The organism is Microcella sp. (assembly GCF_046296455.1).
Lineage (GTDB): Bacteria > Actinomycetota > Actinomycetes > Actinomycetales > Microbacteriaceae > Microcella.
The window spans coordinates 1-24,808 of record NZ_JBKBLF010000026.1 but is presented as its reverse complement, the minus strand read 5'-3'; the positions used below and the strand labels follow the sequence as shown (position 1 = coordinate 24,808).

General features: G+C 71.6%; 25 protein-coding genes. 17 read left to right on the top strand and 8 right to left on the bottom strand.

The annotated features are described in order from the left end of the window. Window positions 1-2: 2 nt before the first annotated feature. Window positions 3-635 carry a hypothetical protein gene (locus ACK4HH_RS11585; protein ID WP_409652009.1) on the bottom strand — a complete coding sequence of 211 codons (633 nt, stop codon included), beginning with the start codon at window positions 633-635 and terminating at the stop codon, window positions 3-5. A gap of 70 nt (window positions 636-705) precedes the next feature. On the opposite strand from ACK4HH_RS11585, the gene ACK4HH_RS11580 reads away from it, so the two are divergent. Then, window positions 706-1,968 (top strand): CynX/NimT family MFS transporter, encoded by a 1,263-nt coding sequence (locus tag ACK4HH_RS11580; RefSeq protein ID WP_409652006.1) that lies wholly within the window; start codon window positions 706-708, stop codon window positions 1,966-1,968. On the opposite strand, the gene ACK4HH_RS11575 is transcribed toward ACK4HH_RS11580, so the two are convergent. Beyond that, the gene (locus tag ACK4HH_RS11575; RefSeq protein ID WP_409652003.1) at window positions 1,965-2,894 is read right to left on the bottom strand and encodes an ROK family protein; all 930 of its coding nucleotides are present in this window, start codon (window positions 2,892-2,894) and stop codon (window positions 1,965-1,967) included. The two genes, ACK4HH_RS11580 and ACK4HH_RS11575, sit on opposite strands and share 4 nt — an antisense overlap. Window positions 2,895-3,099: 205 nt before the next feature. On the opposite strand from ACK4HH_RS11575, the gene ACK4HH_RS11570 reads away from it, so the two are divergent. From ACK4HH_RS11570 to ACK4HH_RS11555, 4 genes are read left to right on the top strand one after another with little or no spacing between them, the layout of a single operon-like run. Then, window positions 3,100-4,128: a sugar-binding transcriptional regulator gene (locus tag ACK4HH_RS11570; RefSeq protein WP_409652000.1), complete on the top strand. Its 1,029-nt coding sequence runs from the start codon at window positions 3,100-3,102 to the stop codon at window positions 4,126-4,128. Further along, window positions 4,125-5,138: a deoxyribose-phosphate aldolase gene (gene deoC / locus ACK4HH_RS11565; protein ID WP_255159659.1), complete on the top strand. Its 1,014-nt coding sequence runs from the start codon at window positions 4,125-4,127 to the stop codon at window positions 5,136-5,138. Before ACK4HH_RS11570 ends, deoC begins: the two co-directional genes overlap by 4 nt. A 3-nt stretch (window positions 5,139-5,141) precedes the next feature. Beyond that, window positions 5,142-6,677: an aldehyde dehydrogenase family protein gene (locus ACK4HH_RS11560; RefSeq protein WP_409651997.1), complete on the top strand. Its 1,536-nt coding sequence runs from the start codon at window positions 5,142-5,144 to the stop codon at window positions 6,675-6,677. Then, window positions 6,674-7,555 carry an aldehyde dehydrogenase family protein gene (locus tag ACK4HH_RS11555; protein WP_409651994.1) on the top strand — a complete coding sequence of 294 codons (882 nt, stop codon included), beginning with the start codon at window positions 6,674-6,676 and terminating at the stop codon, window positions 7,553-7,555. Before ACK4HH_RS11560 ends, ACK4HH_RS11555 begins: the two co-directional genes overlap by 4 nt. Before the next feature lie 140 nt (window positions 7,556-7,695). On the opposite strand, the gene ACK4HH_RS11550 is transcribed toward ACK4HH_RS11555, so the two are convergent. Further along, complete coding sequence (locus tag ACK4HH_RS11550; protein ID WP_409651991.1) at window positions 7,696-8,691, bottom strand: ketopantoate reductase family protein; 996 nt, start codon at window positions 8,689-8,691, stop codon at window positions 7,696-7,698. Window positions 8,692-8,773: 82 nt separating this feature from the next. On the opposite strand from ACK4HH_RS11550, the gene truB reads away from it, so the two are divergent. Together truB and ACK4HH_RS11540 are read left to right on the top strand one after the other, a co-directional pair. Continuing rightward, the gene (gene truB, locus ACK4HH_RS11545; RefSeq protein WP_409651988.1) at window positions 8,774-9,700 is read left to right on the top strand and encodes a tRNA pseudouridine(55) synthase TruB; all 927 of its coding nucleotides are present in this window, start codon (window positions 8,774-8,776) and stop codon (window positions 9,698-9,700) included. Then, window positions 9,697-10,077: a hypothetical protein gene (locus ACK4HH_RS11540; RefSeq protein WP_409651985.1), complete on the top strand. Its 381-nt coding sequence runs from the start codon at window positions 9,697-9,699 to the stop codon at window positions 10,075-10,077. Before truB ends, ACK4HH_RS11540 begins: the two co-directional genes overlap by 4 nt. Here ACK4HH_RS11540 and ACK4HH_RS11535 read toward each other — a convergent pair. Beyond that, window positions 10,074-10,742 (bottom strand): HAD family hydrolase, encoded by a 669-nt coding sequence (locus tag ACK4HH_RS11535; protein WP_409651982.1) that lies wholly within the window; start codon window positions 10,740-10,742, stop codon window positions 10,074-10,076. The two genes, ACK4HH_RS11540 and ACK4HH_RS11535, sit on opposite strands and share 4 nt — an antisense overlap. Window positions 10,743-10,906: 164 nt before the next feature. Between ACK4HH_RS11535 and hemW the strand changes: the two genes are divergently transcribed. Further along, window positions 10,907-12,133, top strand: coding sequence for a radical SAM family heme chaperone HemW (hemW, locus tag ACK4HH_RS11530; RefSeq protein ID WP_409651979.1), 1,227 nt, complete (start codon window positions 10,907-10,909; stop codon window positions 12,131-12,133). 21 nt (window positions 12,134-12,154) lie between these two features. Here the strand turns inward: hemW and ACK4HH_RS11525 are convergent, their stop codons facing one another. Both ACK4HH_RS11525 and ACK4HH_RS11520 read right to left on the bottom strand, forming a co-directional pair. After that, complete coding sequence (locus tag ACK4HH_RS11525) at window positions 12,155-12,526, bottom strand: DUF4870 domain-containing protein (RefSeq protein WP_409651976.1); 372 nt, start codon at window positions 12,524-12,526, stop codon at window positions 12,155-12,157. Further along, window positions 12,519-12,983, bottom strand: coding sequence for a DUF4870 domain-containing protein (locus ACK4HH_RS11520; RefSeq protein WP_409651973.1), 465 nt, complete (start codon window positions 12,981-12,983; stop codon window positions 12,519-12,521). The genes ACK4HH_RS11525 and ACK4HH_RS11520 overlap by 8 nt, the downstream gene beginning before the upstream one ends. A gap of 187 nt (window positions 12,984-13,170) precedes the next feature. Here ACK4HH_RS11520 and hrcA point away from each other — a divergent pair, with 187 nt between their 5' ends. Genes hrcA through era form a run of 8 tightly spaced genes read left to right on the top strand, consistent with a single transcriptional unit; the run spans window position 13,171 to window position 20,290 of the window. Further along, window positions 13,171-14,190 (top strand): heat-inducible transcriptional repressor HrcA, encoded by a 1,020-nt coding sequence (gene hrcA, locus ACK4HH_RS11515; protein WP_409651971.1) that lies wholly within the window; start codon window positions 13,171-13,173, stop codon window positions 14,188-14,190. After that, the gene (gene dnaJ / locus ACK4HH_RS11510) at window positions 14,191-15,294 is read left to right on the top strand and encodes a molecular chaperone DnaJ (RefSeq protein WP_409651969.1); all 1,104 of its coding nucleotides are present in this window, start codon (window positions 14,191-14,193) and stop codon (window positions 15,292-15,294) included. 2 nt (window positions 15,295-15,296) lie between these two features. Beyond that, complete coding sequence (locus ACK4HH_RS11505; protein ID WP_409651966.1) at window positions 15,297-16,055, top strand: 16S rRNA (uracil(1498)-N(3))-methyltransferase; 759 nt, start codon at window positions 15,297-15,299, stop codon at window positions 16,053-16,055. Window positions 16,056-16,107: 52 nt separating this feature from the next. After that, window positions 16,108-16,476, top strand: coding sequence for a histidine triad nucleotide-binding protein (locus ACK4HH_RS11500; RefSeq protein WP_409651963.1), 369 nt, complete (start codon window positions 16,108-16,110; stop codon window positions 16,474-16,476). A gap of 55 nt (window positions 16,477-16,531) precedes the next feature. Further along, window positions 16,532-17,572 (top strand): PhoH family protein, encoded by a 1,041-nt coding sequence (locus tag ACK4HH_RS11495; protein WP_409652034.1) that lies wholly within the window; start codon window positions 16,532-16,534, stop codon window positions 17,570-17,572. A 2-nt stretch (window positions 17,573-17,574) separates the two neighbouring features. Beyond that, the gene (gene ybeY / locus ACK4HH_RS11490; RefSeq protein ID WP_409651960.1) at window positions 17,575-18,042 is read left to right on the top strand and encodes an rRNA maturation RNase YbeY; all 468 of its coding nucleotides are present in this window, start codon (window positions 17,575-17,577) and stop codon (window positions 18,040-18,042) included. After that, entirely contained in the window at window positions 18,039-19,361 is a 1,323-nt protein-coding gene (locus tag ACK4HH_RS11485) for a hemolysin family protein (protein WP_409651958.1), read from the top strand. Before ybeY ends, ACK4HH_RS11485 begins: the two co-directional genes overlap by 4 nt. Beyond that, window positions 19,358-20,290 carry a GTPase Era gene (gene era, locus ACK4HH_RS11480; protein WP_409651956.1) on the top strand — a complete coding sequence of 311 codons (933 nt, stop codon included), beginning with the start codon at window positions 19,358-19,360 and terminating at the stop codon, window positions 20,288-20,290. Before ACK4HH_RS11485 ends, era begins: the two co-directional genes overlap by 4 nt. 6 nt (window positions 20,291-20,296) lie before the next feature. Here the strand turns inward: era and ACK4HH_RS11475 are convergent, their stop codons facing one another. Together ACK4HH_RS11475 and ACK4HH_RS11470 are read right to left on the bottom strand one after the other, a co-directional pair. Then, window positions 20,297-20,938: a LuxR C-terminal-related transcriptional regulator gene (locus ACK4HH_RS11475; RefSeq protein WP_409652032.1), complete on the bottom strand. Its 642-nt coding sequence runs from the start codon at window positions 20,936-20,938 to the stop codon at window positions 20,297-20,299. A gap of 56 nt (window positions 20,939-20,994) precedes the next feature. Further along, complete coding sequence (locus ACK4HH_RS11470) at window positions 20,995-22,215, bottom strand: histidine kinase (protein WP_409651954.1); 1,221 nt, start codon at window positions 22,213-22,215, stop codon at window positions 20,995-20,997. Window positions 22,216-22,560: 345 nt separating this feature from the next. Between ACK4HH_RS11470 and leuA the strand changes: the two genes are divergently transcribed. After that, a complete protein-coding gene (leuA, locus tag ACK4HH_RS11465; RefSeq protein WP_409651951.1) occupies window positions 22,561-24,321 on the top strand; it encodes a 2-isopropylmalate synthase in 1,761 nt (586 codons plus the stop codon). Window positions 24,322-24,808 lie beyond the last annotated feature (487 nt).

Genomic DNA, 24,808 nt, shown 5'->3' with positions numbered 1-24,808 from the left:
GGTCAGTGCGCGGAATCCTCGGGCGGCACGTCGGCGCGCCCGGCCAGGAACAGCACGATCGCGCCGCCCGGGGCGGGCAGCTCGGGCCCTCGCCCGACCCGCCACTCGCCGTCGGTCGCGACGAGCGAGCGGGCCGTGACGACGGCCCGCTCGGGCAGGCGCGAGCGCAGGGCTAGGTCGAGTGCGACCGCGCCGCACAGCAGGGGGTCGACGACGATCGCCGCACCGTGCGCGGCGTTCAACTCGAGCGCGAGCACGACGGTGGCCCGCAGATCGTGGATGCTCGCCCGCCGCTCGGGCCCCGCGAGTGCCGCCGCCCGCGCGTGCAGGGCGCTCGCGAGCGCATCGTCGGCGAACGCCGCGACTTCGGGGCGGGGCGACTCGAGGGCGCCGACTCCTCGAGCCCAGCGGCGCCACCACGGCGCGCCGAGCTCGCTCAGCAGCTCGCGCACAGCCGCGTCGACCGTCACCTCGGGTCGCAGAGTGGGGGCCGCGAGCAGGTCGGGGCGGGCATCCAGCACCGCGGCGATCGCCGAGAGCAGGCTCGCCACCGCGGGGGAGCGGTCGCGGCTGACCCCGCCATCGTCGGCGCGGTCGCGGTTGCTCAGCGGCAAGAAGCGGGCCCAGTCGGTCACGGGGCCAGCCTAGGTCGCCGCGCCTCGCCTGTCAGCGGTGAGACGGTGCAGCCCGACCTAGGATGAGCGGGTGACCGACGCCCCCTCCGGCCGCCGCCCGGAGCTGCTGCTGGGCGTCGTCGCCATCGTGCTCATCGCCGCGACCATGCGCCTGCCGGTCGCCGCGCTGTCGCCGCTCGCGGGGCGCATCGACGCGGACATCCCGCTCAGCGCGCTCGCGCTCGGGGCGCTCGGCACGGCCCCGCCGATCGCCTTCGCGCTCGCGGGCGTGCTCGCCCCGCGGCTCGCACGCCGCTGGCAGATCGAGCCGACGCTGCTGATCGCCATGCTCGCCATGATCGCCGGGCATCTCGTGCGCGCCTCGGCCGTCGACTACACGATGCTGCTCGTCGGCACGCTCGTGCTGCTGCTGGGGGCCGGATTCGGAAACGTGCTGCTGCCCGCCGCCGTCAAGAAGATCACCCCCGACCGCATCGGTTCGATGACCGCGGTCTACGCCATGATCATGTCGATCGGCGCCGCGGTGCCGCCGCTCGTGGCCGTGCCGCTCGCCGAGCTCGGCGACTGGCGGCTCTCGCTCGCCGTGTGGGCGGCATTCGTCGGCGTCGCCGTGCTGCCGTGGATCGCCCTCGCGGTGGGCGCGGTGCGGGCGCGGCGGGCCGCGATTGCGAGCGACGAGGGGATGCCCGCGCCCGTCGACCGCCCCCGCCGCGCCGCGCTGCTGCGGTCGCCGACGCTGTGGGGCATCGGTATTCCCTTCACGGTGTCGAGCATCTCGGCCTATGCCGGATACGCCCTGCTGCCGCCTATGCTGCGCGAGATCGCGGGCGTCGGCGAGGCCGAGGCGGGCGCCCTGCTCGCGCTGCTCGGCTTTCTCGGCCTGCCCCTCGCGGCCCTCGGACCGGTGCTCGCGGCGCGCCTGCGCACCCCGACCCCGCTGCTCGTCGCATCCACCGCCCTGTTCGGCACGGCCTACGCGGGCCTGCTGCTGGCTCCGCAATCGGCGACCCTGCTGTGGATGATCGCCCTCGGGCTCGGCTACATCACGTTCCCGATGTGCCTGGCGCTCTTCGCTCTGCGCACGCGCACGCCAGCCATGGCGAGCACCGTGAGCGGCGCCGTGCAGACGGTCGGCTACGCCATCGCCGCGCTCGCCCCGCTGCTGCTCGGCGCGCTGCGCGACGGCACCGGCAGCTGGATGCCGGCGATCGCCGTGCTGCTCGCCCTCGCGTTCGCGAACCTCATCGCCGTGCCGCTGCTCGCTCGTCGGGGGATGGTCGACGACGAACTGGGTCGCGAGCCTGCCTCGGTCGCCGGGGGAGCGGGTCGCTAGCCGAGCAGGTCGGCGCGGTGCACGAGCGCCGCGGCCCCGATGAGCGGCCCTTCGCCGCTGAGCCCCGAGGCGACGACGCGCGTCTTGGTGACGAAGCCGAAGTCGCTGTGGCTCGCGACGGCCGCGCCGACGAGCGCGATGTAGTCGTCGCTCACGTGGCTGAACCCGCCGCCGATCGCCACGACGTCGAGGTCGACGAGCGCGCTCGCGCTCGCGATCGCGCGGCCCACGGCCGTTGCCGAGCGCTCGATCGCCGCGCGTGCGGTGGCGTCTCCCGCCGCGGCCGCCGCGGCGAGCTGCTCGCCGGTGTCGCCCCCGAAGCCGTGCTCGCGCGCCCAGGCGACCGTGCGAGGCCCCGAGGCGATCGCTTCGAGGCAGCCGCGCGCGCCGCAGGCGCAGAGGTCGTCGAAGCCGGCGACGGCGACATGGCCGATGTGCCCGGCGTTGCCCGTGGGCCCCGCAATCACGCGGTCGCCGAGGATCAGCCCGCCGCCGACGCCCGTCGACACGATCATGCCCATGACGTTCGACTCGCCCTGCGCGGCGCCCATCCAGACCTCGGCGAGGGCGATGCAGATGCCGTCCATGCGCAGGGTGACGGGCAGGTCGGGCAGCTGCTGGCCCACGAGCGCGCCGAGGGGGTAGTCGCGCCAGGCTCCGAGGTTCAGGGGCGAGACGTCGCCCGTGGTGCCCGCGATCGGGCCCGCGCTGCCGATGCCTGCGCCGAGCAGGGTCGCACCGTCGGGGAGCGCCGCGAGGGCATCCCGCACCGCCTCGGTGACGGCGGTGGCGAGCTGCTCGCTCGTCGACGCTGCGCCGGTGGGGCGGCGGTGGCGCGAGCCGTCGAGCAGCGCGCCGCTCGGATCGACGAGCGCCGCCTCGACCTTGGTGCCGCCGAGGTCGACGGCGAGGGCGTAGTCGGTCACGGGAGTCCTTCCGCGAAGAGCCGGTGGGGCCGGGGTGGTGGTAGACCGCGCGGCGGTCATGCCCAGCGTACCCACGCGAGCGAGCACCATCGGGCGGCGTTGTGCTCATATGAGCACCGGAGCCAACAAATGTTGGTCGCGAGCCCCGTGCGCGCCTAGCCTGGGGACTGGAGCCCCGTACGTCGATCCGGAAGGACGCACCCGCATGGTCCCTGCCGAGACCGCCGCAGCCACCGAGTTGCTCGCCGTGCGCGCCGCCGAGCTCTACTACGAAGAGAACAAGACGCAAGATGAGATCGGCGCGATCCTGCGGGTCACGCGCTGGAAGGTCGGCCGCCTGCTGGCCCAGGCGCGCGAGCGCGGCATCATCCGCATCGAGATCGTGCACCCGCGCGCCCGCCGGCTCGCGCTCGAGCGCGACCTCACGGCGCGCTTCGGGCTCAACGACGCTGTCGTCGTGCCCGCCCCGGCCGACGAAGTCGAGCTGCAGGCGCGCGTGAGCGAGGCCGCCGCCGACTACCTCGTGAGCCACCGCCCCGTGCCGCGCCTGCTCGGCGTCAGCTGGGGCCGCACGCTGCACCAGGTGGCCGAGGCGCTGCCCGCCGCGTGGGCAACGGCTGTCAACGTCGTGCAGATCAACGGCGGCGTGAGCCTCAGCAAGCGCCCCGGCACGGCCGCGGCGACGGCCGTCATGATCGCGCAGAAGGCCGGCGGGCAGGCCACCCTGCTGCCGAGCCCCGCGATTCTCGAGCGCCTCGAGACGAAGAAGGCCATCGAGGGCGACCGCACCGTGGGCGGCGTGCTCGGCATGGCCCGCGGCGCGAGCGCCTACCTCTACAGCGCGGGTGTCGCCGATACGAGCTCGGTGCACGTCGACAGCGGCTACCTCACGCCCGCCGACATCGCCCGGCTCGTCGAGCGCGGCGCCGTCGGCGATGTCATCGGCCGGTACATCACGGCCGACGGCACGATCGCCGACCCCGAACTGGATGCTCGCACCCTGGGCCTCTCGCTCGAAGAGCTGCGCAGCGCCTCCACGAGCATCCTCGTCATCGGCGGCGAGCCCAAGCACGCCGTCGCCCGCGCCATCGTCACGCACGGCCTCTGCTCGGTGCTCGTCACCGACGAGCACACCGCGCGGGCCCTGCTGAGCGATGCCAGCACCGACGCCGCCACCGACACCGCCACTGACCTCGAACCCGCCACCACAGCATCCCGAGAGGACGCCTCATGACCATCACCCACCCCGTCGGCATTGCGCCGGCGGAGCGCGCCGTGCGCCTGCTCGGCGGCGACCTGACCGAGACGGCCCTGCGGCTGCACCTCGACGGCCTCACGGGCGTCGACGCCGTCGGCCTCGAGCAGCGCGCCGCCGGTCTCAGCACGCGCTCGATCAAGACGAGTTCGAAGGCCTGGGCCCTCGACACGATCATCCGCACGTGCGACCTCACGACGCTCGAGGGTGCCGACACCCCCGGCAAGGTGCGCTCGCTCGTCGCCAAGGCGATCACGCCCGACGCGAGCGACCCGACGACGCCGAGCGTCGCCGCCGTGTGCGTCTACGGCGACATGGTGCCCTACGCCGTCGAGGCGCTCGGCAGCCGGCACGCAGCGGGCGGCACCGAGGGCATCCAGGTCGCCGCGGTCGCGACGGCCTTCCCCTCGGGGCGGGCGAGCCTCGCCATCAAGCTCGCCGACACGCGCGAGGCGGTCGCCGCGGGTGCCGACGAGATCGACATGGTCATCGACCGCGGGGCGTTCCTCAGCGGCCAGTACGGCGTCGTCTTCGACCAGATCGTCGCCGTGCGCGAGGCCTGCATCCGCCCCGACGGCAGCCACGCGCACCTCAAGGTCATTCTCGAGACCGGGGAGCTGCAGACGTACGACAACGTCAAGCGCGCATCCTGGCTCGCCATTCTCGCCGGAGCCGACTTCATTAAGACCTCGACGGGCAAGGTGAGCCCTGCGGCCACGCTGCCCGTCACGCTGCTCATGCTCGAGGTCATCCGCGACTGGCACCGCCTCACGGGCGAGAAGATCGGCATGAAGCCCGCCGGCGGCATCCGAGCCTCGAAAGACGCCGTGCGCTACCTCGTCACCGTCGCCGAGACGGTGGGCGAGGAGTGGCTCACCCCCCAGCTGTGGCGCTTCGGCGCCTCGAGCCTCGTCAACGACGTGCTGCTGCAGCGCCAGAAGATGCGAACCGGTCACTACAGTGGCCCCGACTACGTGACGGTGGACTAGATCATGGCCTTTCTCGAATACGCAGCGGCGCCCGAGTCGGCGTCGATTCTGAACCTCAAGGCCCAGTACGGCCTCTTCATCGACGGCGAGTTCGTCGACGGGCACGGCGACGTGTTCGACACCATCTCGCCCGCGACGGAGGAGGTCATCGCGAGCATCGCGCAGGCCACCGCCGGTGATGTGGATGTCGCGGTCGCGGCGGCCCGACGCGCCTACGATCGCGTGTGGTCGCGCATGTCGGGCAGCGACCGGGGCAAGTACCTGTTCCGCATCGCGCGGCTCGTGCAGGAGCGCGCGCGCGAGCTCGCCGTGGCCGAGAGCCTCGACAACGGCAAGCCGATTCGCGAGACGCGCGACGTCGACGTGCCGCTCGTCGCCGCGTGGTTCTTCTACAACGCGGGCTGGGCCGACAAGCTCGAGCACGCTGGCCTCGGCCCGAACCCGCGCGCGCTCGGCGTTGCCGCACAGGTGATCCCCTGGAACTTCCCGCTGCTCATGCTCGCGTGGAAGATCGCCCCGGCCCTCGCCGCCGGCAACACCGTCGTCATCAAGCCCGCCGAGACGACGTCGCTCACGGCCATGCTGTTCGCCGAGATCCTGCAGCAGGCCGACCTGCCGGCCGGTGTCGTCAACATCGTCACGGGCCCCGGTTCGACCGGCCAGGCGCTCGTCACGCACGACGACGTCAACAAGGTCGCCTTCACGGGCTCGACGAACGTCGGCCGCATGATCGCGCGCCAGGTCGCCGGAACCCAGAAGCGCCTCACCCTCGAGCTCGGCGGCAAGGCCGCCAACATCGTGTTCGACGACGCGCCCATGGATCAGGCGATCGAGGGCATCGTCAACGGCATCTTCTTCAACCAGGGCCACGTGTGCTGCGCGGGCTCGCGCCTGCTCGTGCAGGAGAACGTGCACGACGAGGTCATCGACCGCCTCAAGCAGCGGCTCTCGACGCTGCGCATGGGCGACCCGCTCGACAAGAACACCGACATCGGCGCGATCAACTCGGCCGCGCAGCTCGAGCGCATCCGCACGTTGAGCGACACGGGCGAGAGCGAGGGCGCCGAGCGCTGGACGGCCGACTGCCGCATCCCCGACAAGGGCTTCTGGTTCGCGCCGACGATCTTCACCAAGGTCAGCGCGGCGCACGCGATCGCGCGGGAGGAGATCTTCGGCCCCGTGCTCTCGGTGCTGACCTTCCGCACGCCCGCCGAGGCGATCACGAAGGCCAACAACACGCCCTACGGCCTCTCGGCCGGCATCTGGACCGAGAAGGGCAGCCGCATGCTCGCCCTCGTCGAACAGCTGCGCGCGGGCGTCGTGTGGGCCAACACGTTCAACCGCTTCGACCCCGCGTCGCCGTTCGGCGGCTACAAAGAGTCGGGCTACGGCCGCGAGGGCGGCCGCCACGGGCTCGCCGCCTACCTCGAGGCGAGCGCGTGGGATGCTCCGGTATCGCTGAGCGCAGCATCCAGCGCCCCTGCCTCTGCCCCGACCGCGAAACCTGCCCGAAAGACCCGGAAGGCGGTCGCGAAGTGAGCCGGCTCACCGTTCCCAAGACGTACAAGCTCTACATCGGCGGCAAGTTCCCGCGCAGCGAGAGCGGCCGCACCTACGAGGTCGTCGCGGCCGACGGTGCTTTTCTCGCGAACGCCGCGCAGGCCTCGCGCAAGGACGCCCGCGATGCCGTGGTCGCCGCGCGTGCGGCGGTCGGCGGCTGGGCGGGCGCGACGGCCTACAACCGCGGCCAGGTGATCTACCGCATCGCCGAGCTGCTCGAGGGGCGCCGCGCGCAGTTCGTCGACGAGATCCAGTCGAGCGAGGGCGTCAGCGCCGCCGAGGCGGGCGCGCAGGTCGACCTCGCGATCGACGTGTGGGTCTGGTACGCGGGATGGGCCGACAAGTACGCGCAAGTGGCGGGCAACGCCAACCCCGTGTCGGGCCCGTACTTCAACCTCTCGGTGCCGGAGCCGACGGGCGTCGTCGCCGCGGTGGCGCCGCAGGGCGTGACGGGCGGCTCGCTGCTCGGACTCGTCTCGGTGCTCGCGCCGATCGTCGTGAGCGGCAACACCGTCGTCGTCGTGGCCGATGAGCGCGCGCCGCTCTCGGCGATCTCGCTGAGCGAGGTGCTCGCGACCTCGGATGTTCCCGGGGGCGTCATCAACATGCTCACGGGCTCGCCGGCGGAGATCATGCCGTGGCTCGCATCGCACGCCGACGTCAACGCGCTCGACCTCACCGGCGCCGGATCGATCGACGGTGCGAAGGGCGAGACCTGGGTCGACCTGCAGCTCGCGGCGGCCGAGACGCTCAAGCGTGTCGTGCCGCCCGTGGCGGGCATCCCGCGCCCGGCGCTCGAGCGCATCACGGCCTTCGTCGAGACGAAGACCGTCTGGCACACCAAGTCGATGCTCTAGCCGCTCGACCCGCTGCCGCACCGCCGCCCCGCGCCGTCGGTCTCCACAATTCAGGAGATCGCGGCGCGGGGCGCGGGCGGGGGGCGCTCCCACCGCGGGGAGGCGGGCGGTGGGCGTTCGCGACTCCTGAATTGTGGAGATCAGGAGGGCGCCGGGATGCGCGCGAGCGCTTGGGCGGGCGTCAGCGGCGGATCGCCCGACTGGGCCTTGCGTACGAGACCCACGAGGGCGGCGTTGACCGGTGCGGCTACGCCGAGCGAGGTGCCGTAGTCGACGACAACGCCGTTGATCGCGTCGACCTCGGTCATGCGTCCGCGGCGGATGCTCTGCAGCATCGACGCGGGGTTGGGCACGTCGCCCATTCCGGCGGCCAGCTGCACGGCGAGCTCGGCGGCCGCCGCCGCACCACCCGCGCGCACGCGGGCGACGGCCTCGGCATCCACCGCCCCGATGCGACCCCAGCGGGCGCCGACAGCGTCGCCGACCGCGACCGTCTCGACCATGGCGCGGGCGAGCACGCCGCGCAGACCGGGGTGGGCCACGGTCTGCTGCACGCTCAGGCCCGTGATGGCGGGCAGCGCGTTGACCTGGTTGATGAGCAGCTTGGTCCACTGGGCGCCGCGGATGTTCTCGGCGAGCGCCACTTCGGCGGGGAGCGTCTCGCGCAGCAGGGGCTCAACGACCGCGACCGCGGCGGAGTCGCCGCCGAGCGTGAGGCCGTTGGGGCCCGTGACGGTGATGCGGCCGGGGCCCGTGAGGCTCACGGCGAAGAGCGCGAGGCCGATCGCGATGGGGGAGCACGGCAGGGCATCCCGTACCGCATCCTCGCCGCCGAGGCCGTTCTGCAGCACGAGCACGGGGGTGCCGTCGTGGGTCGCCCAGGGGGCGATCGCCTCGGCCGAGTCGTGCGCCTTCGTTGCCAGAATGAGCAGATCGATGGGGCGGTTCGGGATGCTCTCGACGAGCTCGACCGCGGCCTGCCACTCGCCCCAGCCGCCGTCGACGTGCAGCCCCGCCGCAGCGATCGCGGCAGCATGCTCGCCGCGCGCGGTCACGAGCACCTCGTGCCCCGCACGCGCGGCCAGTGCGGCCACGAGGCCGCCGACCGCGCCCGCTCCGATGACCGCGATGCGCATGCCCGCCAGCCTAGGCGTGGCAGCCGCACCGCCGCCGACCCGCGCGCCCGCGTCGCGCCCGCACGCCCGCTACCGTGGAGTCGTGCCCACCGGACTGCTGCTCGTCGACAAGCCGCAGGGTCTCACGAGCCACGACGTCGTCGCCCGTGCGCGCCGCGCGCTCGGCACCCGCAAGGTCGGCCATGCCGGCACCCTCGACCCGATGGCGACGGGCCTGCTCACCCTCGGAGCCGGACCGGCCACGCGCCTGCTCACCTACCTGGTGGGCCTCGACAAGACCTACGAGACGACGATGCGGCTCGGGGCCGCGACGACGACCGACGACGCCGAGGGCGAAATCGTCAGCACGGCAGAACCCTCGGCGGTCGCGGCGGTGACCGACGAGGCGCTTGCGGCGGGCATCCGGGCCCTGACCGGCGAGATCGACCAGCGGCCCAGTTCGGTCAGCGCGATCAAGGTCGACGGCAAGCGCGCCTACGACCGCGTGCGTGCGGGCGAAGAGGTCGAGCTCGCGTCGCGCCGCGTCACGATCAGCGCTTTCGAGGTGCTGGCCGTGCGGCGCGGGGTAGATGCGATCGAGGTGGATGCTCGCATCGACTGCAGCTCGGGCACCTACATCCGCGCGCTCGCGCGCGACCTCGGCGCGGCCCTCGGCATCGGCGGGCACCTCACGGCGCTGCGGCGCACGCGCGTCGGGCCGTTCGAGGTCGCACACGCCGTGAGTCTCGAGGCGCTGGCGGAGGGCGGTGCGAGCATGCTCGCGAGCCCTGCGCAGGTGGCCGCACAACTGTTCCCGGTGCTCGAGGTCGACGCCGCGCAGGCCCGCGACCTCGGGCACGGCAAGCTGCTCGCCCTGCCGCAGCACCCCGACGCCGAGCCGGTCGCCGCGATCGAGCGGGGAACAGGCGGCGAGCATCCCGACCGCCTCGTCGCCCTCATCAGCGTGCGTCAGGGGCGCGGTCGTACGCTGGTCGGGTTCCCGATCGACCAGCAGGAGGCAGCAGAGTGATCGACTGGTTCACCACGATCGCCATCATCGTGTCCGTCGTCGCCGGCCTCGCCGCCCTCGTGCTCGGCGGCATCGGCCGCAAGCCCGACGACTTCAGCGTGCTGCCGACCGCGGCCGTGGCGCTCGTGCTGCTCGTGCAGATCGTGATCGGCATCATCGCGCCGCTCACCGGCAACGAGCCGACCGGCGACATCGTCGAGTGGTGGATCTACCTCATCGTCGCCCTCGTTCTGCCGGTCGCGGCCATCGCCTGGGCGCTCGTCGACCGCACCCGCTGGGCGACCGTCGTCATGGGCGTCGCGAGCCTCGCCGTCGCAGTCATGGTGTTCCGCATGCACCAGATCTGGTTCGTGCAGGGCGTCGCGCTCGTCAGCTAGAGCGCCTCGATCGCCGCGAGCACCGCGTCGAGCGACCCGGCGAGGTCGGCCACGACGAGCACAGCACCCGTCTCGCGCAGATCCTCGACCGTGAAGACGCCCGTCGCGACACCGATGAACGGCATGCCCGCGGCCGCCGCGGCCTCGTCGTCGCGCGGGGTGTCACCGATGATCACGAGGGTCTCGCCGGCCAGCGCCGCGCGCGCCGCGCGGGTGATCTCGCTGCGCTCGCGCGCTGTCGCGCCGAAGAACGACCGGTCCCAGTCGAACCACTCCGGCCCGAGCCCGGCGCCCTCGAGCTTGACGCGAGCGCGCACGAGCGAGTTGCCCGTCAGCAGCGCGTTGTGCCAGCCGCGGGCGGCGGCCGCGGTGAGAGCATCCACGACGCCCGGAGCGGGTTCGCGCCGATCGCCCGCCTGCGCGCGCTCGATCGAGAGCTCGTCTAGCGCCTGGGAGGCGCGCTCGTGCCACGCGTCGTCGTAGCCGAAGTGGGCGAGGATCTCGCTGAGGATCAGGCCGTCGGGCTTGCCGTGGGTGCGAGGCAGCGGCGGGTGCAGCTCGCGGCCCACGGTGCGCTCGACGGCCGTGTGGTAGAGCTCGCCGCCCCCGCCGAACGAGTTGAGCAGCAGGGTGCCGTCGACGTCCCAGAGAATCGTGGTGGTCACGCCTCAACCCTGCCAGACCCCGGGCCGCCCGCCCGCCGGTGCATCTCCACAATTCAGGAGTTCGGGATGCTGAGCCCGCGCGACACGCCCGGCAGAGCATCCACAGCCCTCGTCGGCGGGCTCGACTCCTGAATTGTGGAGGCCGCGCCTGGGAGGATGGGGGCGTGCCCAGCGCCCTGCCCCTCGCCGACCCGGCCCCCGACGACGGGATGCTGCCGCCGAGCGTGCTCGCGGGCGCCGAGCAGCGCGACCTGGGCGTGTACCTGCACGTGCCGTTCTGCCGCGTGCGCTGCGGGTACTGCGACTTCAACACATACACGGCCGATGAGGTGCGCGGCGTCAAGCAGAGCGACTTCGCCGAGCAGGCGATCGCCGAGGTGCGACTCGCGGCGCAGGTCATGCGCGACGCCGGCCTGCCGCCGCGCCCGGCCCGCACGGTGTTCTTCGGCGGCGGAACCCCCACGCTGCTGCCGACCGATGACCTCGCGCGCATGCTCGAGGCGGTGCGCGAGCACATCGGGCTGGCCGACGACGCTGAGATCACGACCGAGGCGAACCCCGATTCGATCGACGCCGCCGGCCTCGAGCGCCTCGCCGCCGCGGGGTTCACGCGCGTGAGCGTCGGCATGCAGTCGGCGGTGCCGCACGTGCTCGCGGTGCTCGAGCGCACGCACGACCCCGAGAACGTGCCGCGGGTCATCGCGGCGGCGAAGGCCGCCGGTCTCGCGGTGAGCCTCGACCTCATCTACGGCACGCCCGGCGAGACCGAGGCCGATTGGCGCCACAGCCTCGACGCGGCGCTCGCGTGCGAGCCCGACCACCTGAGCGCCTACGCGCTCATCGTCGAGCCCGGCACGAAGCTCGCCCGGCAGATCGCCCACGGCCAGGTGCCGAGCGTCGACGACGACCTGCACGCGCTGTTTTACGAGGCCCTCGACGCGCGCCTCAGAGACGTCGGCTACGACTGGTACGAGGTGAGCAACTGGTCACGGACCCCCGACCAGCGCTCGCGCCACAACCGCGCCTACTGGACGGGGCAGGACTGGTGGGGCGTCGGCCCCGGCGCGCACAGCCACGTCGGCGGCGTGCGCTGGTGGAACGTCAAGCACCCCGCTGCCTACGCCGATCGACTGGCGCACGGGCTGAGCCCGGCCGCGGGCCGCGAAACGCTCGATGACGAGACCCGCCGCGTCGAGCGCGTGCTGCTCGAGGTGCGCCTGCGCGAAGGCTTGCCGGTGGATGCTCTCACCCCGCTCGGCCGCCGCGCGGTCGCCGGCCTCATCGCCGACGAGCTCGTCGAGCCGGGGCCCGCGCTGCGCGGCACGATCGTGCTCACCCTGCGCGGGCGCCTACTCGCCGACGGCGTCGTGCGCCGCCTGCTGCCCGACTGAGGGTCGTGACGGAACCGGCCCCTACTTGATGAAGGGGATCGTCAGCGGGTAGGTGTACGCCTCACCGCGGTTGGCGGCGAGGGCGGCCATGATCGAGAAGACGATGATGAGCACGCTCACGGCGATGATGACGAAGACGCCGATGATGAGCCACGAGGTGATCGCGCCGACCGCGCCCGCGATGATCATCGTCAGCTGAAAGTTGAGGGCCGTGGCGGTGTGACCGCGCACGAAGGGGCCGCGGTTGCCGAGCACGAGAAACCCGATGAGGGCCGGCACGAAGCCGAAGAAGATGCCACCGACGTGCACGAGGGTCGCCCAGAGCTTCTCGTCGGCGGGGCTCATGGGCTGGGGGGCGGTGGCGTACGGGTTCACAGGAGGCTGATCAGACATGCGGCTCATTAAACACCCGCGGGGCCCGACCGCATCGGGCGGGCCCCCCCGAGGCAGCACGCGGGGACGACATGATGAGGCGCACCGCGAACGGGTAGCGGTAGGCGTTGCCGTCCTTAGCCTTCGTGAAGCCGATGATCGAGAAGATCACGCCGGCGATCCACGCGGCCCAGGCGACGAAGTAGAACAGGAAGCCGATGAGGATCACGGCGAGGATCGAGCCGACGATGTAGGCGATGATCTGCACGCCGACGATCGTGATCTGGAAGTTCAGCGCCTCCTTCGACTCCTCGCGGGTGAAGGCCCCGCGGTCCTTGAACACCAGGAAGATGATGAGCGAGGGGAGGAGGCCGATCACGCCACCGAGGTGGGCGAACGACGCCCACTGGCGGTCCTCCGCCTCCGAGAGCGGAGCGGCGGGCTGCGGAGCGGCGGGGGGAGGGGTCTGGTCGGTCATGGATACTGCCTTTCGATGATCCTGCGGCGAACATGGGTCCCGGGGTGGAGCACGAGGCAAACCTAGCGCCCGCGCATCCGCCAGGCAATGATGCGACGCGCGCGTTGCGGGGTAGAATTGGCAGTCCGCGGCCCCGAGTGCCAGAAGCTCGGCGGCTGCGACGGACGTCGTGAGGGGGAGGAGCGCCATGGTCTCGGAACGCGCCCTGCACGTGTTGCGCGCGATCGTGCACGACTACGTGGCCTCGCGCGAGCCCGTCGGATCGAAGGCGATCGTCGACCGCCACCAGTTCGGGGTCTCGGCCGCGACCATCCGCAACGACATGGCGCTGCTCGAGGAAGAAGAACTCATCGCCGCACCCCACACCTCGTCGGGCCGCGTGCCGACCGATAAGGGCTACCGCGTCTTCGTCGACCAGTTCGCCGACCTGCGGCCGTTGAGCGCCGCGCAGCGCCAGGCCATCTCGGCCTTCCTCGACCAGTCGGTCGACCTCGACGACGTGTTCGCGCGCACCGTGCGCCTGCTCTCGCACCTCACGAACCAGGTGGCGCTCGTGCAGTACCCGACCCTCGGCAACGCGCGCGTGCGGCACGTCGAGCTCGTGCCGATGAGCGCGACGCGCCTCATGACGGTGTTCATCACCGACGGCGGCCGCGTCGACCAGCGCATCATCGAACTGCCCGTCGAGGCCGACGAGACCTTCGTCGGCGAGCTGCGCGCCAAGCTCAACGCGGCGCTCGCCGACCAGCCGCTCAACGACGTCGCCGACGTCGCCGCGAGCCTCGCCGAGCGCTTCGCACCCGAGCGCCGCGCCGCCGTCGGCGTCGTCGCCGAGGCCCTGCTGGGGCACGTGGATGCGCATCGCACCGACCGGCTCGTCATGGCCGGTGCGGCCAACCTCGTGCGCACCGAGGGCGACTTCGCGGGCAGCGTGTACCCCGTGCTCGAAGCGCTCGAAGAGCAGGTGACGCTGCTCAAGCTCTTCAGCGAGATGCAGGTCGACGAGAACGGCGTGACGGCCCGCATCGGCCGCGAGAACGCCGAGGCGCTCAAAGAGACCGCGGTCGTGACGAGCGCGTACCGCGTGGGCTCCGACAGCTCGGCCAAGCTCGGGGTGCTCGGCCCCACCCGCATGGACTACTCGAACAACATGGCAGCAGTGCGCGCCGTAGCTCGCTACGTCTCGCGACTGCTCGGTGAGGAATAAGTGGCAGACCACTACGAGGTGCTCGGTCTCGACCGACAGGCGAGCGCCGACGACATCAAGAAGGCCTACCGCCGCCTGGCGCGCGAGCTGCACCCGGATGTGAATCCGAGCGCCGACGCGGCCGAGCGGTTCAAGCAGGTGACGCACGCCTACGACGTGCTGAGCGACCCGCAGCAGCGGCAGCAGTACGACCTGGGCGGGTCGAGGGGCTTCGGCGGAGCATCCGGATTCGGCGGCTTCGGCGACATCTTCGAGACCTTCTTCGGCGGGGGCCAGCAGCAGCGCGGGCCCCGCAGTCGTCGCGAGCGCGGGCAAGACGCCCTGCTGCGGGTCGAGGTCGAGCTCGACGAGATCGTGTTCGGCACGACGCGACAGCTCGAGGTCGACACCGCGATCCTCTGCTCGACGTGCGAAGGCTCGTGCTGCTCGCCCGGCACGAGTCCGCAGACCTGCGACATCTGCCGGGGGTCGGGCCAGATCCAGCGCACCGTGCGCAGCCTGCTCGGCAACGTGCTCACCTCGAGCCCGTGCGGCACGTGCCGCGGTTACGGCACCGTCATCCCCAGCCCGTGCCCGACGTGCGCCGGTCAGGGCCGCGTGCGCGCGCGCCGCGCGATCCCCGTCGACATCCCCGCGGGCGTCGACACGGGCGTGCGCATCCAGCTGCCCAGTCAGGGCGAGGTCGGCCCCGCCGGCGGGCCCAACGGCGACCTCTACCTCGAGATCAAGGTCAAGACGCACGAGACCTTCAGCCGCAATGGCGACGACCTGCTCGCCACGGTCGAGGTGCAGATGACCGACGCCATCCTCGGCACGACCGTGACCCTGCCGGGACTCGACGGCGACGTCGCGGTCGAGATCAAGCCCGGTACGCAGAGCGCCGAGATCATCACCGTGAAAGAGCGCGGCATCACGCGCTTGCGCGGTTCGGGCCGTGGCGACCTCAAGCTCGGCGTGCAGGTCGTGACGCCCGTGCGGCTCAACAGCAAAGAGACCGAGCTCATCCGGCAGTTCGCCTCGAGCCGTCGGCCCGTGCCGCCGCAGTTCGCGACCTTCCAACAGGGCATCTTCGCGAAGCTGCGCGACCGGTTCCTCAACCTCTAGCGATGGCCCACTTCTATCTCGACGACACGCTCGCCGCGCAGGTCGCGGTCGCCGAGGGCGGCACGGGCGCCTCGGTCGTGCACCTGCGCGCAGCAGACGCCCGGCACGCCGCAACGGTCGCGCGCGTGCGCGTCGGCGAGCAGCTGCGGCTGGGCGACGGCGCGGGGCTCGTCGTGCACGGCGTCGTGACGGCGGTCGAGCCGGGCGACGTCGCGCTCGCGGTCGACCGGGTCGAGCGCTACGAGCGGCCGCGGCCCCGCATCCATCTCGTGCAGGCGCTCGCGAAGGGCGACCGCGACGAGCTCGCCGTGCAGGCCGTGACCGAGCTCGGTGTCGACGGCGTCATCCCGTGGCAGGCGGCCCGCAGCGTCTCGCGGTGGGATGCCGCCAAGGCGGCCAAGAACCGCGAGCGCTGGCAGGCGATCGCGCGCGAGGCCACGAAGCAGTCGATGCAGGCGTGGATGCCCGTGGTCGAGCCCCTCGCGACGACCGCCGATCTCGCGGCGCGGGCCGCCGCGTCGACCGTGCTCGTGCTCGAGCCGACCGCCGAGCACGCCCTCACGGCGCTCGACGTCGCCGCGCTCGCCCACGACGACGTGCTCATCGTGGTCGGCCCCGAGGGCGGCGTCGCCCCCGACGAGCTGCAGCGGCTCGTCGCGGGCGGAGCCCGCGCCGTGCGGCTCGGCGCCAGCGTGCTGCGCACCTCGACCGCGGGCCCCGCGGCGATCGCCGTGCTCTCGACGGCCCTGGGTCGATGGTGAGCCCGAGCGCAAGCCCCGGCGGTGTCGCAGGGCCGCGCTCTAGACTGGGCGCATGAGCAGCACCGAGCCGACGATCGCTGAGCCGACGATCTTCGAGCGCATCATCGCGCGCGAGATCCCCGCCGACATCGTGCACGAGACCGACACGGTCATCGCGTTCCGCGACATCGCGCCGCAGGCCCCCGTGCACCTGCTCGTCGTGCCCAAGACGCCGCGCTACCGCGACGTCGCCGAGCTCGCCGCGGGCGACCCCGCGCTGCTCGCGGACGTCGTCGCGACGGCCCACCAGCTCGCCAACGAGCACGCCGACGGGCACTTCCGGCTCGTCTTCAACACCGGCGCGAACGCCGGGCAGACCGTCTTCCACGTGCACGCCCATGTGCTCGCGGGAGGCCTGACCGAGGGATCCCTTGCCCACTGATGACTCTGCGCGCGAAGAGCGCGCCCGCGAGCAGCTCGATGTCGACGGCGTCGCCATGGTGCGACTGCTCGGCCCGCACGACCGCCTGCTGTCGACGGTCGAGAAGCAGTACCCGCTCGTCGACGTGCACGTGCGCGGCAACCAGATCACGCTCGAGGGAGACCCCGCCCAGGTGGCCGCGGCCCGTCGCCTCGTCGACGAGCTGCTCGTCATGGTGCGCGGCGGTCACGACCTCGGCGAGGTCGAGGTGACGAGCTCGGCCCGCATCCTCGAGCAGGGCGCCGGTAGCCCCGCCGAGGTGCTGAGCCAGGCGATCCTCACCAGCCGCGGCAAGAGCATCCGCCCCAAGACGCTCGGCCAGAAGGCCTACGTCGACGCGATCGACGACCACACGATCGTCTTCGGCATCGGCCCCGCCGGTACGGGCAAGACCTACCTCGCCATGGCCAAGGCCGTGCAGGCGCTCACGCGCAAAGAGGTCGACCGCATCATCCTGACGCGGCCCGCCGTCGAGGCGGGGGAGCGCCTGGGCTTTCTGCCCGGCACGCTCACCGACAAGATCGACCCCTACCTGCGGCCGCTCTACGACGCGCTCAACGAGATGATGGATCCGGAGCTCGTGCCCAAGCTGCTCGCGAGCGGCGTCGTCGAGGTGGCCCCGCTCGCCTACATGCGCGGCCGCACGCTCAACAACGCGTTCATCGTGCTCGACGAGGCGCAGAACACCTCCCCTGAGCAGATGAAGATGTTCCTCACGCGCCTCGGCTTCGGCTCGAAGATCGTCGTCACGGGCGACATCACGCAGATCGACCTGCCGACGGGCGCGAGCGGGCTGCAGCTCGTGACGCGCGTGCTCGATGACATCGACGACATCCACTTTGCGCGGCTGACGTCGGACGACGTCGTGCGGCACTCGCTCGTCGGCCGCATCGTGGATGCGTACACGAAGTACGACGCCGAGAAGCAGGCGCGGCAGTACGCGCGCGAGAACGGCCTGCCCGACCCCGTCGAGGGCGCCAACCGCGAGGAGCGCCGCCGCGGGCTGCCGCGCGACCGCGCGACCCGTCGCCCGCGGCCCGGAGCGGGAGGCCGCTGATCATGGCCGTCGAGATCAACAACGAGTCGGGCATCCCCGTCGAAGAAGACTCGCTGCAGCGCCTCGCGCTGCACGCCTTCGAGTTTCTCAATGTGCACCGCGACGCCGAGCTCGCGATCGTGCTCGTCGACGAAGCCGCGATCGAGCAGCTGCACGTGCAGTGGATGGACGAGCCCGGCCCCACCGACGTGCTGAGCTTTCCCATGGACGAGCTGCGCCCCGGCAGCGACGACGAGCCGACGCCGCCCGGGCTGCTCGGCGACATCGTGCTGTGCCCGCAGGTGGCGATTCAGCAGGCCGAGGCCGCCGGGCACTCGACCCAAGACGAGCTGCTGCTGCTGACGACCCACGGAATCCTGCACCTGCTGGGCTTCGACCACGCCGAGCCAGACGAAGAGAAAGAGATGTTCGGCGTGCAGCGCGACATCCTCGTGAGCTTCACGCTGGCCGAGCGGGGTCGTCGTCGATGACCGCGACGCTGCTGTTCTTCATCGCGGCCGGCCTGCTCGTCGCGATCGGCGGTCTGCTCGCCTCGATCGACGCCGCTCTGGGGGTCGTGAGCCGCATCGAGCTCGTCGACATCGCCTCCGACCGCAAACGCCCCGCCCGCCTGCACGCCGTGGCCGCCGATGTCGGCGCGCACGTCAACGCCCTCAACTTCCTCCGCATCGTCGCCGAGACGATCGCGGCCGTGCTCGTCACGATCGGCTTCGCCACGCTCATCGACGAGTGGTGGTGGGTGCTGCTCATCAGTGCCGGCATCATGATCGGGGTCTCGTTCATCCTCGTCGGCTCGAGCCCGCGCTCGGTCGGGCGCGCCCACCCGCGGGCGATGCTCGGCACCTTCGATTGGCTCATCCGCGGCGTGCGGGTCATCACCGGCCCGCTCGCCGACGCGCTCGTCGCCCTCGGCAACCGGGTCACCCCGGGGCGGCCCTCGAGCGCGAGCTTCTCGAGCGAAGAGCAGCTGCTGAGCATGGTCGACGAGGCGACCGAGCTCGACGTGCTCGAAGAAGAGGATCGCGAGCTCATCCACTCGATCTTCGAGTTCAACGACACGATCGTGCGCGAGGTCATGGTGCCGCGCACCGACATGATCGTGCTCGAGCAGGGCGCCACCGTCGCCGAGGCGATGACCCTGTTCCTCAGCCGTGGCGTCTCGCGCGTGCCGGTCGTCGGCGAGAGCGCCGATGAGGTGCTGGGCGTGGTGTACCTGCGCGACGCATCCCGTCTCACCTTCGAGAAGCCGAAGCAGGCCGCGACGGCGCTCGTCGATGAGCTCGTCAAGCCCGCCCTCTTCGTTCCCGAGTCGAAGAAGGCCGACGACGCGCTGCGGCAGCTGCAGCTCGAGTCGAACCACCTCGCGCTCGTGGTCGACGAGTACGGCGGCATCGCGGGCCTCGTCACCATGGAAGACCTCATCGAAGAGCTCGTGGGCGAGATCGTCGACGAGTACGACCGCGAGTCGGCCGACAGCGAGCGGCTGGGCGACAACCAGTTCCGGGTCAGTGCGCGCATGCCCATCGACGAGCTCGGCGACCTCTTCGGCATCGAGCTCGACGACGACGAGGTCGACTCGGTCGGCGGCCTGCTCGCCAAGCACCTCGGCCGGCTGCCCGTCGCCGGCTCGACCGTCACGGTCGACGGCCTGCACCTCACCGCCGAGCGCACCGAGGGCCGCCGTAAGCGCGTCGTCACGGTGCTCGTCGAGGCCGATCAGGCGCTGCTGGATGCCCGCATCGCGTTCGCCGGAGACCGCGACCGCTCCGACCGCGACGAGGCCGAGTGAGCGCCCGCAAGCCGCGCGGCGGCGCTGCCGCTGCGGATGAGCCGGCCTTCCGGGCCGGATTCGTCACCTTCGTGGGCCGCCCCAACGTCGGCAAGTCGACCCTCACCAACGCGCTCGTCGGCGAGAAGGTCGCCATCACGAGCTCGAAGCCGCAGACCACGCGCCGCGCGATCCGCGGCATCGTGCACCGGGCATCCGGTCAATTGATCGTCGTCGACACGCCCGGCATGCACCGCCCGCGCACGCTGCTCGGCGAGCGCCTCAACGCCGTCGTGCAAGACACCCTGGGCGACGTCGACGTCATCGGCTTCTGCGTGCCGGCCAACGAGCCCATCGGGCCGGGCGACAAGTTCATCAACGAGCAGCTCGACAACTTCGCGCGCACGCGCAAGGTCGCCATCGTCACGAAGACCGACGCCGCGGGCGGCACGCGCGTGGCCGAGCAGCTTCTGGCCGTGTCGCAGCTGCGGGAGTGGGACCTGATCATCCCGCTCTCGGCCGTCACCGGAGACCAGGTCGACCTGCTCGCCGAGCAGCTCATCGCGCTCATGCCCGAGTCGCCCGCGCTCTATGACGACGACGCCGTGACCGACGAGTCGACCGACGACCGGGTGGCCGAGCTCATCCGCGAGGCGGCGCTTGAGGGTGTCAGCGACGAGTTGCCGCACTCGCTCGCCGTCACGGTCGACGAGATGACCGAGCGCTCGCCCGGCGGTGTGCTTGACATCTTCGCCAACGTCTGGGTCGAGCGCGACAGCCAGAAGGGCATCATCATCGGGCACCGCGGCTCGCGCCTGACGGAGGTCGGCACGCGCGCGCGCCTCGAGATCGAGCAGCTCATGGGCCGCCGCGTCTTCCTCAAGCTGCACGTCAAGGTCGCCAAAGAGTGGCAGCGCGACCCCAAGCAGCTGGGCAAGCTCGGGTTCTAGGCGGGCTCAGCGTCGGGGCAGCAGCCCGTGGTCGTGGGCGTAGAGCACGACCTGCACGCGGTCGCGCAGGCCGAGCTTGGCGAGGATGCGGCCGACGTGCGACTTTACGGTCGCCTCGGCCACGAACTCGCGCGCGGCGATCTCGGCGTTACTCAGCCCCTCGGCGACGGCGGCGAAGATCTCGCGCTCGCGCTTGCTGAGGGCGGGCAGCGCCGCGTCGCGCGCCGCGGAGAGTTCGGCGGGTGTGCGGCTGCGGCGAGCATCCAGCGCACCGCCGACATGCGCGAGCAGGTCGGTGATCGCGCCGGGCGCGACGACCGCGTGCCCGCCGTGCACCGCCCGGATGGCGGCGAGCAGGAATTCTGGCTCGGCATCCTTCAGCAGAAAGCCGCTTGCGCCCGCGCGGATCGCCCGCAGCGCGGCATCGTCGAGGTCGAACGTCGTGAGCACGATGACGCGCGGCGGCGTGCGCCCCGCCTCGGTGGCCGATTTCAGGATGCCCGCAGTACCCGCGATGCCGTCGGCGCGCGGCATCCGGATGTCCATGAGCACCACATCGGGCAGCACCTCGTCGGCGACGACCACGGCCTCGCCACCGTCGCCGGCCTCGCCGACCACGGTCAGATCGGGCTGCGAGTCGATGAGCATGCGCACGCCCCGCCGGAAGAGCGGCTGGTCGTCGACGAGCAGCACGCGGATGCTCGTCACGCTGGAACCTCGGCCAGCTCGACCTCGAGCGGCAGGCGCGCCCGCACGCGGAACACCGCGCCCTCGTGCACGCTCAGCTCGCCACCGGCGAGGGATGCCCGCTCGCGCATCCCGTCGATGCCGTGCCCCGGGTCCTTGGATTCGGGAGTGTCTGCTGCAGCACCGTTCGTCACCACGAGGTCGACGGCCTGCTCGCCCCACTCGAGTTCGAGCGTCGCGGCACCGTCGCCGTGCCGCAGCGCGTTCGTGAGCGACTCCTGCACGATGCGGTAGAGCGCGAGCGCGCGCGCCTCGGTCAGGCGCCCGCGGTCGCCGAACTCCCGCACCTCGAGCGCGAGCCCCGACTCGCGCATCGAGTCGAGCAGAGCGTCGAGGTCGGTGAGCCCCGGCTGCGGCCCGGCCTCTTGCGTGTGCCGCAGCTCGGTGAGCAGCACGCGCACGTCGGCGAGGGCATCCCGCGCGGTCTGCGCGATCGTCTCGAAGGCATCGGCCGCCGCGGGGGAGTCGCCCGCCGTCGCGTACCGCGCCCCATCGGCCTGCGCGATCACCACGGTGAGGGAGTGCGCGACGATGTCGTGCACATCGCGCGCGACCCGCGTGCGCTCGGCCTCGAGGTCGGCGCGCGTGACGGCCGCGTCGCGCTGCGTGCTGACCGTCGCGACGGTCGCGCTCAGCTGGCGCCGATTCCGGATGCTGCGCACGAGCTCGCCCAGCACCCACGGCAGCAGCGCGATGAGGGCCGATGCGAGCAACCAGAGCCCCTGGTTCAAGACGTACCCGACTCCCGCTGTGTAGTTCGCGCCGACGAAGGCGACGATCGTTACGAGGACAGTCGCAGCGGCGAATACGGAAAGCGCCAGGCCGACCAGTCGGATGGCCGGAGAGCCGTAGGCGGCGGTGCCGAAGAGGACGAGAGCCGCCGCGAGGAAAGCGAAACCGTTGTTCGGCCCTCCACCGACCAGGAATGTCAGTACGAACGCAAGGCCTCCCGTGACGATCGCGATGACCGCTAGCCCTGGGCGCACTCTGTGGGTGATGACCGCGAGGCCGAAGGATGTCGCGAGGATCACGTTGAGCGCGCCCTGCACCACCCCGCCCCACCACTGCTGATTGAGCAGAATGGCGAGCGCAAGCCACGCGCCGAGCGCAATCTCGACGGGGAAGGCGATGCGCGCACGGCGCGCGGGCGTGAACCAGGGAATGGCTGAATCGAACATGTCCGCCACGGTACGGGCCGAGTGTCCCGCCACGGCGCGAAACCCGCGCCGGTCACCCGAGCGGATGACTCTTTTCATCCGAAAGTCGCACGGCACAGCATCCCGAGCCGGCGATTTGCGCCAGATTCACCCCAAAACGTGAGAACGCTCGGCTCGAAGCGCCCGTTTGCCCCAGATCTGGCACGGTGCGGGCGCACGTGCGAGCCGCCAGGGGCGGGTGTACCCTGAAAGCGTGTTCGGCCAGCTCCTTCTTCGCTGCCGCGACGAGGCTTAGTCCCTTAGCCTCCCTCGTCGCGGAGTTCGTCGTCGGCTGACAACTACACCACGACCCAGCAGGAGCACCTCATGGAGAACCGTCAGCAGCCCTCGGGCATGCCGATCCACAAGTACCAGCCGTACCACGAGCAGCTCGCGATCGACCTGCCCGACCGCACGTGGCCCGCGCAGCGCATCACGCAGGCGCCGCGCTGGTGCGCGGTCGACCTGCGCGACGGCAACCAGGCCCTCATCGACCCGATGAGCCCCGAGCGCAAGCGCATCATGTTCGACCTGCTCGTGCGCATGGGGTTCAAGGAGATCGAGGTCGGGTTCCCGAGCGCGAGCCAGACCGACTTCGACTTCGTGCGCACGCTCATCGAGCAGGACCTCATCCCCGACGACGTCACCATCCAGGTGCTGACGCAGGCGCGCGAGCACCTCATCGCCCGCACCTACGAGTCGATCAAGGGTGCGAAGCGCGCGATCGTGCACTTCTACAACTCGACGAGCGTGCTGCAGCGCGAGGTCGTGTTCCGCACCGACGTCGAGGGTGTGAAAGAGATCGCGCTGCAGGGCGCGCGCTGGTGCCAGCAGTACGAGGCGACCGTGCCGGGCACCGAGATCTTCTACGAGTACAGCCCCGAGAGCTACACGGGCACCGAGCTCGAGACCGCGCTCGACATCTGCAACGCCGTCATCGAACAGATCGCGCCGACGCCCGACCGCAAGATCATCATCAACCTGCCGGCCACGGTCGAGATGGCCTCGCCGAACGTGTACGCCGACTCGATCGAGTGGATGCACCGGCACCTCGCCCGACGCGACTCGGTCATCCTGAGCCTGCACCCGCACAACGACCGCGGCACGGCCGTCGCTGCCGCCGAGCTCGGCTACATGGCCGGCGCCGACCGCATCGAGGGCTGCCTCTTCGGCAACGGCGAGCGCACCGGCAACGTCGACCTCGTCGCCCTCGGCATCAACCTGTTCACGCAGGGCATCGACCCGCACCTCGACTTCAGCGACCTCGACGAGATCAAGCGCACGGCCGAGTACTGCAACCAGCTCAAGGTGCACGAGCGCAGCCCGTGGGCGGGCGACCTCGTCTACACGGCCTTCAGCGGCAGCCACCAGGACGCCATCAAGAAGGGCTTCGAGGCGATGGATGCCCGGGCCGAGGCCGAGGGCAAGAGCGTCGACGACCTCGTCTGGGGGGTTCCGTACCTGCCCGTCGACCCGAAAGACCTGGGTCGCACGTACGAGGCGGTCATCCGCGTCAACTCGCAGTCGGGCAAGGGCGGCGTCGCCTACCTGCTCAAGACCGACCACGCCCTCGACCTGCCGCGCAAGCTGCAGATCGAGTTCAGCGGCGTCGTGCAGGCCAAGACCGACGCCGAGGGCGGCGAGGTGACGAGCGAGCAGATCTGGGCGATCTTCCAAGACGAGTACCTGCCCTCGCCCGACCCCGACGCGAAGTGGGGCCGCTTCGAGCTGCTGTCGACGCGCACCGCGAGCGACATGACGGGAACGGTGTCGCTCAGCGCGACGCTGCGCGACGGGGACGAGATCTCCGCCGTCGAGTCGACCGGCAACGGTCCGGTCGCGGCGTTCCTCAGCATGATGGAGCGCCAGGGCATCGCCATCCGCCTCTTCGACTACGTCGAGCACGCGCTCTCGGCCGGCGGGGATGCCCACGCGGCGTCGTACGTCGAGCTCGAGGTCAACGGCCGCACCCTGTGGGGCGTCGGCATCGACCCCGACATCTCGACCGCGTCGCTCAAGGCCGTCGTCTCCGCGGTCAACCGGGCGATCCGGCTCGAGACCCCCGACCGCGAGCTCGTCAGCGCGTAGGGCGAGAGCCGCACGGCGGGCGCCCGGGTACCGGGCGGCCGTCGCTTCCGTCGCGATCTCCACAATTCAGGAGTCGCGCGGTGCGAGGTCCCGATTTCCGGCGCACGTCGGCGTGTCGCTCTTACCCAGGGCCGTCCACTCCTGAGTTGTGGAGACGCGCTGGCTCACGACAGCCTCCGCCCAGCCATGGGGTCGTGCAGGAAGGCAGCCAGACGCCCGCACTCGAGTTGGTCTCCACAATTCAGGAGTCAACGGTGGTCGATATCGCGGGACACGCCGTGGGAGCCTTCTAGCGCCCCCGTTGCGCGCATCGACTCCTGAATTGCGGAGATGCGCGGCGGGCTCAGAGGGCGGCCGCGGCCCAGTCGGCGAAGCGGATGCCCGGCCCGGGCACCCCGGTCGTGTGCAGCCCCGCGCGGTAGGCGCCGACGAGCGTGCCGGGCGCATGCCACTCGGCGACCCGCCGCGCGGCGGCCTGGGGCGCTGC